Here is a 13,811-nt window from a genome sequence, read left to right as displayed (position 1 = left end):
CAATGTGGGCTATAGTAGAGCAGAAAAAAATGAAACTCTAAATTTAAAAATAATAAAAAAGGAGAATGGAAATGGAAAATCAAAATTTAAATAATGAAAATCAAAGCCTAAATAAAACAGATAATGAAAAAAAAGAATATAGCAGAACTACACAAAAATTTGTTGCAAGGCTTTTTGGAGGAGGTATTGTAGCTCTTATAATAGGAATTTTTAGCGTAAATTTTTTATTAATTCTTTTAGGCGTCATTTTTACAGGAGCAGGAATATTTATGGCAATTAAAAATAAAAACCGTATCAGATGGAAATAATAAATATTGAAAATAAAAATAGGATGATGAGTATTATGAAAACAGAAAAAAATTTAAAGCTGATAATAGTATTATTTTTACTGCTAAATTCATTTTCTTTTGGAGGCTATAAGGAAGATTTGGAAAACAGAATGAAAACTGTTGAAACCAATATCAGTAATGACAATATAAAAACCTCTGATATGATTAATGCAGAAAATAGAAAGTATGAAGCATGGAATAAGGAAATGAATACAATATATAAAAAACTGTTAAATAAAATTGAAGAAACAAGGAAAGAATACAGCACCGATTATAAAAACGCATTAATCAAATCTCAGAAATCGTGGTTACAATTTAGAGATAATGAAGCTATCTTTAGTAGTATGCAGTATAAAGGAGGTTCTCAGGAAAGACTGGAATACATAGCTAAAAAAGCTGAATTAACAAAAATAAGAGTGTTGAAACTTGTAGAATATTATGACGAACTTGAACGTTAATGTGTCATACAAAAAATAACATTTATTTTATATAAATAAATGTTATTTTTTGGGTAATTTTTATAATTTTGAATATTTCTTTTATATATTATTTTTATGTCATATTCTTATATAATTTGATGAAATTTTATTTGTTAACATTTTTTATCATCAATAAATTCATCGTCAATCAGTTTTTTTAAATTTTCGGGCATATTTTCGATTAAAGGATTGGAATTATTCTCTTTAGTGCCGCTTTTATTGTTTTTATTATCTGAATTTGTATCATTATCGGCAGTGTCGCTGAATATTTCTCTGAAAAAACCGACTTCCAGTTCTTTGGAAAATACATTTTTCAATATAATCATTACAACAGGTCCTATAAGAAATCCCATAACTCCGAAAAACTTAAATCCTGAATACATTGAAATCAGAGTTACTAAAGGATGTACTCCTATATTTTGACTTATCAGCTTAGGTTCAAGCATCTGTCTTACAGACAATACAAGCAGATAAATGATAATCAGTGCCATTCCTAACTTTATATCACCAAGAATAAAGGATATTCCTGCCCAAGGGATTAAAACAATTCCTGCTCCAAGTATCGGCAATGCGTCAATCAAGCATATAATGATAGATATTAAAAGCGGATAAGATACATTGAATTTTAGGAAAAATAACAGATTAAAAGAAACGAGCAATTCAAAAAAACATATTGTCATAAGAATAATCTGTGCTTTAATATAAGAACCTAAGACAGTAAACATCTCATTTTTTATATTGTATACTTTTTTTAGCCATGATTCAGGAAGCTGTTGCTCCAGAAAATTTAAAATTTCTTTTTTATCAAGACTTATAAAAAATGTAGAGAGAACTGTAATACAGATATATATTATTATTGTAGGTATAGAAGTAACAAAATATATAAGTCCATTTATAAACTTGCCTATTTCTGTGGAACCTAAGGAAATAAATCCTGCTATTGACCTTTTAATCTGATCTGTAAATCCTTTTGGAAGATAGCCTAAATAAATATATCCCTGATCAACAGTATATGTCCATAATCTTTCAAATTCTTTGGCATATGTATTTATATTTCTGGATAATTTATAGATTTCTCCAAAAAGACGTAATGATACAATACTTATAAAACTAAGAAAAAAAATAAGAAATATTACTATTGAAATAATAGTTGAAAATTTTTTCGATAATTTAAGCTTATTTTGCAGAAAATTAGCGAAAGGTTGAGTAATCAATGAAAAAAATACTGCAATCACAAAGGGAAACAAAAATATTCCCAGTTTAAAAAGTAGTAAGACTACAATCAATATAAGTGCTATATACAGAATAAAGTATAATTTTTTAAAATCAAATTTTTTATAATTAGACATATTTCCCCCTGAATATAAATTTATTGTATATATTATAGACTAAATAATGAAAATTGTAAATACACAAAAATTAGATTAAGTATAATAAAATAAATATAAATATAATCCAAATATAAAAAAAGTTATACGTATAATAAATTTATATATAATAAAAAGCGTTTTCTAAGCATGAGGGAGTAAAATAAGTCTGATTTACATTTAGAAAGAAAGGGGAAGTTTATGCTGAAAGCAATTCCTGAAATGAAAAATAAAAAAATTCAGCTTTTATTTTTAATTTTTTTAAGTGCGTTGAGTCATGGAGCAACTTTGGATGATGTCATATCAGAATATGAGCAGAAATCATATACTACAAAAATAAATCAGGCTAACTTAAGAACATACGATATAAAAGATAAAGCGTTGAAGAAAGGAGACTGGAACACAATAAAACTTACTTCTGAAAATACTTATGAAAAAAATAAGACATACGACGGAATAAGTATGGAAAACACCGCAACTTTTGGAATGCTTTATTATAAAAACGGATATAATTTCACTAATAAGGAATTTACTGAAAATAAAGTCGGTGTAACTAAAACGCTAAATGATTTTTTTTATGGAGACAATAAATACAATAAAAATGTAAATGATATTTCGAGAGATATACAAAAAATCAATAATGAAACAACAAAAAATACGGAAATTCGTAATTTGATTGATTTGTATAAAAATTATAAGAATAAGGAAAAGGAACTGAGTCAAAATAAGATTTCCATGGATGGTAAGAAAAAAGATTACGATATCCTTACCAGAAAATATCAGTTAGGAACTTCTTCTAAATATGATTATGATTTGGCAAAGACTGAATATGAAACTGCTGAACTGAAATATCAGAATACAGAACGTGAATTGAAAATACTTGGTGAAACATTTATGATTTATAATGTATCACTTCCTAAGAAGGAAAAACTGGAAGATTTAAAAGCGGTAGAGCTGAAAAAAGAGGATTTTTATAACTTGAAATTATCAGAAGCAGAAAAAATAAAACTTAATGAAACTCTTAACAGCGAAAAGATAAAAAAAGAAAAATTTGATTACAATATTCCAAAAATTACAGCCGATGCGGGATATTCTTTTGAAAAAAAGAGCTTTACAGTGGGAGTAGGTGTAACTAAATCTTTCAAGTTATACAATGATACTATTGAAGACTTGAAAAATGAAGCAGAAAAACTGAGACTGGAATATGAACAGAAAAAGAATGAGATATTATCCAATGTGGGACAGGAAATGCTGAATTATACCACATATCAGACAAATGAGCTGATAAGCAAAAAAGCTCTGGATATAGCAAAAGAGGACTATACAATATATGCTAAAAAATATCAGCTGGGAACGGATACTTTTGCTAATTATGTAGAAAAAAGAAATACTTATGAAAAAGCCATTATGGATTATGAAATAGCCAAAAATGAACTTGCGGCTTATACAAGAAAAATCAAATATTATAAATAATTATATTAAAAGAAAGTTTTATGAGGTGATTTTGTGTTAAAGGAGAAATTGACCCCGCTTTATAAAAGCAGTAAAATAATAAGTTTTTTTATATTATTCTTATTATTTCTAATTGCCTGCGGGAAAAAAAATGATGCTCAGGAGTATGAAGTTACTACTGTAGAAAGAGGAGACATCAGTCTTTCCATTGAAAAAACAGGACAAGTAGTATCTGAAAATGAGGTTGCCGTCTATACTACGGCAAGTCAGAGAGTCAGTAAAGTATTTTTTAAAGCCGGAGATAATGTAAAAAAAGGCGATATCGTTCTGACATTTTATCCTGCCGATAAAAATGAAATTCAAAGAAAAATCCAGATAAAGAGTTTGGAAGTACAGCAAAAACAAAGAGATTTAAGAAATGCTTCCGAACTGAAAAAGATAGGAGGAGCTTCTGCCGTATCGGTAGATGACGCGAGAATAGCTTTACAGACTGCTCAACTGGAACTCTCTTCACTGAGAGAAGATTATTCACTGTTAGTGGATAATATAAAAAGTCCTGTTGACGGAGTAATAACGGCAATGACAGCTGATGAAAATTATCGTGTGAATACGGAAACAACATTATTTAAAGTATCAGATTCTAAAAATATGAAAGTGGAAGTCAGCCTGACCGATACTCAAATACAGAAAGTTGCCATAGGACAGAGGGTAGAAATAACATCCGATGCACTGCCTGCCGGTGAAAAAATTGAAGGAACAGTTTCCCAAATATCGGGAGTAGCAACTAAAAATACCAATTTAGATGAAAGTGATACAAAAGTTACTATAAAACTGAATGATGTTAAAAGTCTAAGACCCGGTGCTACAATAAATGCGACAATTTTTTATAATGAAAGTAAAAATATAATAAAAATTCCTTATAGTGCCGTAATGAATGAAAATAATAAATATTATGTATTTACCGTAGATAAAAGTAACAAAATAACTAAAAAAGAAATAGGAATAGGAACTAATGATGATTCCTATTACGAAATTACTTCGGGATTATCAGTGGGAGAAAGAATAATTACAGTAGTTGACGAAGCTCTCAAAGACGGAGATAAAATAAAAATAGTAGACCCTTCAAAAAATAGAAATAGCAATGAAGAGAATGCTCAAAAACAAAGTAAAAGGAAAAAAGGGGGTCCTGGAGGCCCTCCAATGTAAAAAAATAATAGTCAGAGGTAATTTTTATGATAAAAGTAAGCGATATAGTAAAAGTTTATAAAAACGGTAATATGGAACTGGAAGTTTTAAAAAAGTTAAATCTTTCAGTAAGTGAAGGAGAATATGTGGCTTTTATGGGTCCTTCAGGAAGCGGAAAATCCACTCTTATGAATATTTTAGGCTGTTTGGACAGTCTGACATCAGGAAAATATATTTTAGATAAACAGGATGTATCGACTATAAAAGGGGACGCACTGGCAGAAGTGAGAAATAAAAAGATAGGATTTGTTTTTCAAACTTTTAATTTGCTTCCTAAAATGACGGCAGTTGAAAATGTGGCACTTCCTGCCCTTTATGCAGGACTTAAAAAAAGTGAAAGAATTAAAAAAGCAACAGAAGCATTGAAAAGTGTCGGATTAGGAGACAGAATTCATCATAAACCTAATGAAATGTCGGGAGGACAAAGACAGAGAGTAGCAATTGCAAGAGCGATAATAAATAATCCGAGAATACTTTTAGCCGATGAGCCTACAGGAAATTTGGATACAAAATCAGGAGAAGAAGTCCTTGAAATATTTAAAAATCTGAATGATAAAGGTACGACTATAGTAATGGTTACCCACGAAGAAGATGTTGCTGAACATTGTAAACGAATAATAAGATTAAAAGACGGAGTAATAGAAAAAGATGAAATTGTTCATAACAGGAGAGGAGTATAAATGGATTTTCTTGAATTATTAAAACTGTCCGTATCAAATTTATTTAGTTATAAAGTGCGTTCTTTTCTGACAATGCTTGGGATAATAATCGGAATATCCGCTGTTGTAATGATGTCATCCCTTGGTGCGGGAGTTCAGGAAAATATTACAGGAGACCTGAATAAATTAGGAGTATCAAATTTTGATATATCAGTAGACACTTCACCCGGACAAACATATAAGACACAGGATTTGCTTACAACAAAAGACATAGAAAAATTAAAAAAAATAGAAGGAATTGAAGCAGTTACACCTACGTCAAGTACTTATGCAAGAATATCAGTAGGAGATAACACCAAAATGTTTATAGGAACGGGAGTAACGGAAGATTACTTTAAAATGTCAAATTATACAGTATTAAGGGGAAGAAAGTTTTTACCTAACGAATATAGAAAAGACGGGAAATATGTAATGATAGATAGTACAACGGCTGAAAAAATGTATCCGGGACAAAACCCGATAGGTAAAAAGTTGACTTTAAATTTTAGAAAAAACAGCCAGACTGTAACAATCGTCGGAGTATTTAAAGATCCTTTTGCAAGTCTGAGTATGGGTGAAGACGATCAGGTGCCTGCAATGGGGCTTCTTCCGAATAATTATCTGAACCATATAAACGGTAATGAACAGGATAAATTTACCGCTTTACAGGCAAAGGCGACGGACGCCAATGATATGGCAAGAGTAATGGAAGTGGTCAAGCAATCTTTAAAATCAAGAGGAAGCTCTCCCAATACTTATAGTGTAAGTTCCACAAGTCAGGGACTTGACCAGTTTAACAATATCCTTAGCATGCTTTCACTGTTTATAAGCGGAGTTGCTGCTATTTCGCTATTTGTAGGAGGAATAGGAGTTATGAATATAATGCTTGTAAGTGTTACCGAAAGGATTAGAGAAGTTGGACTTAGAAAGGCTATTGGAGCAAAGACAAAAGATATTCTTGTTCAGTTTTTAATTGAAGCTATTATTTTAACATTTTTTGGTGGTATAATCGGAGCAGTATTTGGGTATTTGACAGCTCTGCTGATAGGTATTTTTATAAAAACCACACCAATATTAAGTCCTACGGTAGTAGTCATATGTATATTTGTTTCGACTATGATCGGATTGATATTTGGAGTATATCCGGCTAAAAAGGCGGCTTCACTGGAACCTATGGAAGCGTTGAGAGTTGATTAAAAATTATTATTAAATATTTTTGTGATTTGAAAAAAGTTATTTTCAAAATGAAGAAAACAAGGATATAAGTAATTATATTCAAGAATAATTATAAAATATGATAAAATCAGGAGAGTATAAAAATGAAAAAAAAGATAATTTTAGACTGTGATCCGGGACATGATGACGCTATAGCAATAATGCTTGCAGGAGTTCATGAAAAATTTGATTTACTCGGAATAACTACTGTTGCAGGAAATCAAACTATAGAAAAAGTAACAATCAATGCTTTAAAAATATGTGATTATCTGAATTTGAACATTCCTATCTATAAAGGAATGACAGCTCCTCTAATGAGAAAAAGACAGATAATAGCTGAAGATTTTCATGGAAAAACAGGGCTTGACGGGATTAAACTTCCTGATACTGATAAAAAAGAAAAATCGGAACACGCTGTCAATTTTATAATAGATACTCTCTTGAACAGCAATGAAAAGATAACGCTTGTTCCTGTAGGACCGCTTACTAATATTGCAATGGCACTAAAACTTGAACCGTTAATAAAAGAAAAGATTGAAAAAATAGTTCTTATGGGAGGAAGTTGTAAAGGTGGAAATGTAACTCCTTATGCCGAATTTAATATCTATGCCGACCCTGAAGCTGCATCAATAGTTTTTTCTTCAGGAGTTTCGATAAGAATGATATCCCTTGAAGTAACAAATAAAACTTTGCCTGATGAGGTCATAATAAAAAAAATTAGAGACATAAATACGAAAAAGTCGGATTTTTTATATCAGATATTACATTTTCCTAAGAGATATGATGAAAACGGGAATTTTATCTATCATACACTGCATGATGTAGTTACTTTAGTTTATTTGATTGATGAAAATATAGTAAAATTGGAAAAAACTGACTGCGAGATAGAAATAAGAGATAGCGAAAGATATGGACAGACAATATGCGGTAAATGCGGCTGTTCGGATAGTTCGGAAAAATCAAGCTCGGATATTTATACATCTATAGAAATTAATCTGGACAAATTTTGGGATATTATCTTTAATGTAATAGAAAAATAATAGAGAATTATATGTCAGAATAAAAAAGAAAAGGTTTAAAGAAAACAGATTTCAAAAAGATAATATAATATTATTTAGTATAATGAAAATATAAAAATAACAATAGAAAGAACAAATAACAAAAAATAAAATATAGTAAGATATAATTCCTAAATAGGACTGTTTTAAATCGGAAATTATTATTTTTAATGACATTGAAAAAAATTTCTTGTCAATAAAGTGCTTATTTCCTATTTTAAAGCAGTCTTTTTGAATTTATTTTATTTTTTTGCTCTTGCTTTTTGTAAAAAATGAGGTATATTTATAATAAGAAAGTTATGTAAGCGGTTACATTTTGAAAGAAAATGAAATTTTTTGAAAAGAGGAGGTGAAAAAATGAAAAAAGCACTTGTAATAGGTAGTTTAAATATGGATATGACTGCAAAAGTTGAAAATCTTCCTAAATTAGGTGAAACTATTTTCAGCAATGAATTTTATGAGAGCTGTGGAGGAAAAGGAGCAAATCAGGCTGTTGCCATAGCAAAATTAGGAATGAATGTTGAAATGATAGGAATGACAGGAAATGACACTCAAGGAGAAAATTTAATCCAGAACCTGATTAAAAATAATGTTAAGTCCGATAATATAATTAAAAGTGATAAATTAACAGGAAGGGCAATCATAACAGTAGATAAAAACGGTAATAATAACATTATCGTAATTCCGGGAAGTAATTTTGAAATTACGCAGGAACATATTCAGAATAAAATTAATGTAATAGCTGAAAGTGATATAGTGATACTTCAAAATGAAATTCCCCTTGATGTGGTCAAATTTTCCCTTTCAAAGGCGAAAGAACTTGGAAAAATTACAATATTTAATCCTGCTCCCGCATCAAAATTAGATGATAAAATTTTTGCCAATACAGATTATTTAATATTAAATGAAACTGAAATGGAAGAAATTTTCGATATAGGAATTAATGATAAAGTCTATATAGGAAAAATATTTCATAAAAAGAAAGAGAACAATATAAAAAATATTATCCTTACATTAGGAGATAATGGCAGTGTTCTTTTTGATGAAAATGATAATGTCAAAAAATATGATGCTTATGAAGTAAAAGCAGTCGATACTACGGCAGCGGGAGATTCATTTATCGGTGCATTTGCCATGAAAATATGTGATTGCGGAGATACGGACAAAGCAATAAAATATGCAACAGCAGTTTCAGCCATAGTCGTTACAAGACAGGGAGCACAGGATTCAATTCCTACTAAGGAAGAAATAGAAGAATTTATTGAAAAAAATAAAGATAATTAAAATTTTTTATTTATTAATGTAAGCGATTACATAATACAGAATAATAATACTGGATTACAAGCTTTCATAAAACATAATTATATTAATTTGGAGGTAAATAAAATGAAAAAGTTTTTAAAAGTAACGTTATTATTATTAATCGGTTTATTATTAATTTCCTGCGGAAACGGGAAGAAAAATGACGAAAATGGAAAAAGTGGCAACGGAAAGAAAAAAATGAAAGTTGCAGTTGTATTTGCAGGGTTCTTAGGAGATAAATCATTTAATGACTCTGCTTATGAGGGATTGAAAAAGGCACAGGAAGAATTTGGAATAGAATTTAAAGTTCTCGAATCTAAAGTTCCGTCCGATTGGGAAACAAATTTTGTTTCAGCCGCTTCAGATGACAGCTATGACTTGGTTTTGGCAATATCTTCACAATTTACAGATATAGTAAATAATCACGCAGATGAGTTTAAAGATATGAAAATAGGGATTATTGACAGTGTAGTCAAAAAACCTAATGTTTCTTCGGTTATATTTGCTCAAAATGAAGGTTCTTTCTTAGCAGGTGCAGCAGCAGCGTTATTTACTCAAAAGACAGATATTCCTAATGTCAATGGAGAAAAAATAATAGGTTGGGTAGGCGGAATGGATATACCCGTATTACAGGATTTTTTGACTGGATATAAACAGGGAGCTGCTTATATCGATCCTCAGACAAAAGTATTAGTATCTTTTGCAGGAACTTTCAATGACCCGTTAAAAGGAAAAGAGCTGACTCTTGCCCAATACAGTCAGGGAGCAGATATTATAATGAATGTAGCTTCAAATACCGGTAACGGAATATTGGAAGCGGCTAAAGACAGTAAAAAATATGCAATAGGAGTAGATATAAATCAGGATGACATATATCCCGGCTTTATACTGACATCTATGCTTAAAAGAGTGGATGTTGCGACATACAATATGATAAAACAGGCATATGAAGGCAGTTTTAAAGGCGGAGAAATCGTAAGAATGGACGCAAGTAATGGCGGAGTTGGCCTGACAGATATGGCAGTAATAAAAAGTGCCTTAAAAGATAAATTTCCTGAGGACATACTGACAAAAATCAATGAATTAACTGAAAAAATAAAAAAAGGAGAAATAAAAGTAGAATCTTATCCGGGATTTAAAGTTGAATAAGTTCTAAAATAGGAGGAATTATTTTGAAAGAAATAATTAAAATGACAGATATTGTGAAAACTTTTGGAGAAGTTCAGGCAATAAAAAACGGAAATTTTAATTTATTTGAAGGAGAAATTCATTCATTAATAGGAGAAAACGGTGCAGGAAAATCTACAATGATGAAAATATTATATGGCATATATCCTATTGATGAAGGAAATATAGAAATATATAATAAAAAGATGAAAGATTATACTACAAAAGAGGCGATAAATCTCGGAATAGGTATGGTTCATCAGGAATTTATGTTAGTAAATGAAATGACAGTTCTTGAAAACATAATTCTCGGTTTTGAACCCAAACAGTCAATGGTCATGGTTGATTTTAATAAAGCTAAGACAAAAGTTTTGGAATATGTAAAAAAATATAATTTGGATATTCAGATAAATAAAAAAATAAAGGATATATCAGTTGGAGAAGCCCAAAGAGTCGAAATAATAAAAACTCTGTATAGAGGTGCGGATATTCTTATTTTAGACGAACCTACAGCCGTTCTTACGCCTCAGGAAACTGAAAAACTGTTTGAAATTTTGGATAATCTGAAAAAATCCGGAAAATCAATTATTTTCATATCTCATAAATTAAATGAAGTAATGAAAATCAGCGACAGGATTACAGTAATGAGAGACAGTAAATACATTGATACCGTATTGAAAAAAGATACTTCACCGACAAAACTGGCAAAAATGATGGTAGGCAGGGAAGTATTACTGGAAGTAAAAAAGAAGAAAATGGAAGCAGAAGAAGTTATTTTAAAAGTAGAAGATATTTATGTTCCAAGTGATAGAGAGCTATCAAAAATAAGAGGACTGTCCTTTTCATTAAAAAGAGGCGAAATACTGGGAATAGCAGGGGTCGACGGAAATGGACAAAAAGAACTTGTAGAAGCAATAACAGGTTTAAGAGAAGTTGAAAAAGGTAAAATATATTTCAAAAATACTCAAATATCAAATATGACGCCTCAATTTATAAGAAAAACAGGTATTGCACATATTCCCGATGATAGAAATAAAAGAGGTCTGAACAGAGAGATGAACATAAAAGAAAATTTAATAGCTACGAAATTTTCAGACAGTGCTTTTTCAGGCGTGATTAATTTGAAAGAAAAAGAAATTAATAAATTTTCTGAAGATACAATAAAAAAATTTGATATAAGACCTGCCAATTTTAATATTACGACTAAAAATCTGTCAGGAGGAAATGCCCAGAAAATAGTAGTTGCAAGGGAGCTGGAAAGCGATACTGATCTACTGATTGCATCCCAGCCTACAAGAGGAATAGATATAGGCTCAATAGAAACTATAAGAAAAAATATAGTTGAATATCGGGATAAAAATAAAGGTGTTTTGCTTATTTCCGCAGAACTGGAAGAAATATTGACGTTATCTGATAGAATACTGGTAATGTATGAAGGGAAAATAGTCGGAGACTTGGATTCAAAAAATGCAAATGAAGAAAACGTAGGATTTTTAATGACCGGAGGTAAAGAAAAAGATGTTATATAAAAAGATAATAAACAGTAAATATCTAAGTGTCTTATTTTCTATAATAGTCTGCGTTGTATTGAGCGGAATGGTTATGGCATTTATGGGAGAAAATCCTTTTGAAGTATATACTCAGTTATTTAAAAGTGCTTTTATAGGAAATTTTAACCTTGGAACGACAATTGAGAAGTTTGTTCCGTTATTGCTGACAGGACTTGCTTTTATTGTTTCATCACGTGTCGGTGTCTTTAATGTAGGAGTGGAGGGAGAACTGTATTTAGGAGCCATAGCGGCAGCATATGTAGGATACACACTAAAAGGTATGCCGTCTTTACTCCATATATTGATATGTTTTTTGGCAGCGATGATTATTGGAGCATTATGGGCATTTATTCCAGGATTTTTAAAGGCTTTCTATAATGTAAATGAGGTATGTGTAACCATATTGATGAATTATGTAGCAGTATATATAACTTCATATCTTGTAAGCGGACCTTTATCAGGAAAAACAGGGATTTCCCAGACTAAACCTATCGAGAAAAGTGCGGCACTCATAAAAATATTGAAACCGAGCAGAGCCAATGTAGGTATATTTATCGCGATAATAGTATGTATTTTAGTATATTACCTGCTGAAAAAGACAAAGTTAGGATTTGAAATACGTTCTACGGGAATGAATCCTAATTTTTCGGAATATGTAGGAATAAAATCAAAAAAAATAATGGTAACAGGGATGATGTTGAGCGGTGCAATAGGTGGATTGACAGGAGCTATTGAAGTTATGGGTATTTACGGCGTATTTTTGGATAATTTTTCTTCAAATATTGCATTTGACGGTATGCTGGCAGCATTAATCGCCAAAGGAAGTATAGTGGCATTACCGTTTTTAAGTCTATTTATTGCGGCTTTGAAATCAGGTTCATTGGGCTTGGAAAGACATACAGGTATTCCCAAATCTTTAATAGATATAATTATAGCAGTGTTTATTTTACTGGTAACAATGGAAAAACTGTTTGAATTTAGGAAAAAAATCAAAAAAGGAAAAGAGGTGTAGTTATGAATAAGATTTTTTCAGTAATAGACTATACGATTATTCATGCAACTGTCAGAGCAACTACACCAATTCTTCTGGCAGCTTTTGCATCTGTTATAACTCAGCAGGCTGATATACTGAATGTCGGAGTAGAAGGAATAATGCTGATGGGAGCATTTATAGCGGTTTATGTATGTTTTATAACAGGAAGCTGGATACTGGCAGTAATAGCTGCGGTAATAGCCGGCGTAATCATAGCGGCAATTATGGGAGTAGCACATTTGAAATATAAAGGAGATATATTTGCAGTAGGTACTGTCATTAATTTATTAGTCCTGGCATTGACAAGATTTTTATTGCAGCAGTTACTGGGAGTTTCGGGAAGTTTTACACTAAAAGATAATGTTTCAATACCGCAAATTCATTTGAAAATATTTGAAGGAAACAAAGTATTGAACAGTCTTTTTAATGATTATTCATTATTTGAAATTTTAAGCATACCTTTAATAATATTTTTATGGTTCTTACTTTATAAAACTGTATGGGGACTTAGAACAAGAAGTATAGGTCTAAATCCTGAAGCTGCAAAAACCGCAGGAATAGATGTATATAAAAGAAAATTTGAAGTGATATTGATTTCAGGAGTAATAGGCGGACTTGCAGGAGCTCATTTGTCTTTGGGATATTCAAACCTTTTTACTGAAAATATGACAAACGGACGCGGATTTATGGGAGTGGCTGCGATGTTCTTCGGTGCAGCAAATCCTATTTTTACAACTATCGGATGTCTAATATTCGGATTTACAGATTCAGTAGGAGCAAGATTGCAAGCTTACGGTTTTCCGTCCCAATTTGTACTTATGCTGCCGTATATTATTACGATTTCAATATTGAGTATCTCGATGATAAGACAGTATAAAAAAATAAAGAAAAGAAGAAGTGCAATATAAAAGGAGGA

13 protein-coding genes are annotated in these 13,811 nt (G+C 30.7%); 12 read left to right on the top strand and 1 reads right to left on the bottom strand.

Annotated elements, in window-relative coordinates; all coding sequences use genetic code 11:
* The first annotated feature begins 71 nt into the window (after nucleotides 1-71).
* Together ACO5J6_RS03020 and ACO5J6_RS03015 are read left to right on the top strand one after the other, a co-directional pair.
* Nucleotides 72-308 (top strand): hypothetical protein, encoded by a 237-nt coding sequence (locus ACO5J6_RS03020; RefSeq protein ID WP_485641972.1) that lies wholly within the window; start codon nucleotides 72-74, stop codon nucleotides 306-308.
* Nucleotides 309-343: 35 nt separating this feature from the next.
* Complete coding sequence (locus ACO5J6_RS03015) at nucleotides 344-787, top strand: lysozyme inhibitor LprI family protein (protein WP_485641971.1); 444 nt, start codon at nucleotides 344-346, stop codon at nucleotides 785-787.
* Between the two features lie 134 nt (nucleotides 788-921).
* On the opposite strand, the gene ytvI is transcribed toward ACO5J6_RS03015, so the two are convergent.
* Entirely contained in the window at nucleotides 922-2,157 is a 1,236-nt protein-coding gene (gene ytvI / locus ACO5J6_RS03010; RefSeq protein ID WP_485641970.1) for a sporulation integral membrane protein YtvI, read from the bottom strand.
* A 219-nt stretch (nucleotides 2,158-2,376) separates the two neighbouring features.
* On the opposite strand from ytvI, the gene ACO5J6_RS03005 reads away from it, so the two are divergent.
* The 10 genes from ACO5J6_RS03005 (at nucleotide 2,377) to ACO5J6_RS02960 (ending at nucleotide 13,803) form a co-directional block, all read left to right on the top strand.
* Nucleotides 2,377-3,648, top strand: a complete 1,272-nt coding sequence (locus ACO5J6_RS03005) for a TolC family protein (RefSeq protein ID WP_485641969.1) — start codon at nucleotides 2,377-2,379, stop codon at nucleotides 3,646-3,648.
* A gap of 33 nt (nucleotides 3,649-3,681) precedes the next feature.
* Nucleotides 3,682-4,833: an efflux RND transporter periplasmic adaptor subunit gene (locus ACO5J6_RS03000; RefSeq protein WP_485641968.1), complete on the top strand. Its 1,152-nt coding sequence runs from the start codon at nucleotides 3,682-3,684 to the stop codon at nucleotides 4,831-4,833.
* A 26-nt stretch (nucleotides 4,834-4,859) separates the two neighbouring features.
* Nucleotides 4,860-5,552, top strand: coding sequence for an ABC transporter ATP-binding protein (locus ACO5J6_RS02995; protein WP_485641967.1), 693 nt, complete (start codon nucleotides 4,860-4,862; stop codon nucleotides 5,550-5,552).
* Nucleotides 5,553-6,767 carry an ABC transporter permease gene (locus ACO5J6_RS02990; RefSeq protein ID WP_485641966.1) on the top strand — a complete coding sequence of 405 codons (1,215 nt, stop codon included), beginning with the start codon at nucleotides 5,553-5,555 and terminating at the stop codon, nucleotides 6,765-6,767.
* Between the two features lie 122 nt (nucleotides 6,768-6,889).
* Entirely contained in the window at nucleotides 6,890-7,825 is a 936-nt protein-coding gene (locus tag ACO5J6_RS02985; protein WP_485641965.1) for a nucleoside hydrolase, read from the top strand.
* Nucleotides 7,826-8,200: 375 nt separating this feature from the next.
* Nucleotides 8,201-9,127 (top strand): ribokinase, encoded by a 927-nt coding sequence (gene rbsK, locus ACO5J6_RS02980; RefSeq protein ID WP_485641964.1) that lies wholly within the window; start codon nucleotides 8,201-8,203, stop codon nucleotides 9,125-9,127.
* A gap of 102 nt (nucleotides 9,128-9,229) precedes the next feature.
* A complete protein-coding gene (locus tag ACO5J6_RS02975) occupies nucleotides 9,230-10,294 on the top strand; it encodes a BMP family lipoprotein (protein ID WP_485641963.1) in 1,065 nt (354 codons plus the stop codon).
* 23 nt (nucleotides 10,295-10,317) lie between these two features.
* Nucleotides 10,318-11,841 (top strand): ABC transporter ATP-binding protein, encoded by a 1,524-nt coding sequence (locus tag ACO5J6_RS02970; RefSeq protein WP_485641962.1) that lies wholly within the window; start codon nucleotides 10,318-10,320, stop codon nucleotides 11,839-11,841.
* Nucleotides 11,831-12,874 (top strand): ABC transporter permease, encoded by a 1,044-nt coding sequence (locus ACO5J6_RS02965; RefSeq protein ID WP_485641961.1) that lies wholly within the window; start codon nucleotides 11,831-11,833, stop codon nucleotides 12,872-12,874. Before ACO5J6_RS02970 ends, ACO5J6_RS02965 begins: the two co-directional genes overlap by 11 nt.
* Before the next feature lie 2 nt (nucleotides 12,875-12,876).
* Nucleotides 12,877-13,803 carry an ABC transporter permease gene (locus tag ACO5J6_RS02960; RefSeq protein ID WP_485641960.1) on the top strand — a complete coding sequence of 309 codons (927 nt, stop codon included), beginning with the start codon at nucleotides 12,877-12,879 and terminating at the stop codon, nucleotides 13,801-13,803.
* Nucleotides 13,804-13,811: the final 8 nt, after the last annotated feature.

Source organism: Pseudoleptotrichia sp., assembly GCF_057270515.1.
Note: the sequence above shows the minus strand (reverse complement) of the source record. Positions and strands in the feature narration are given on the sequence as shown.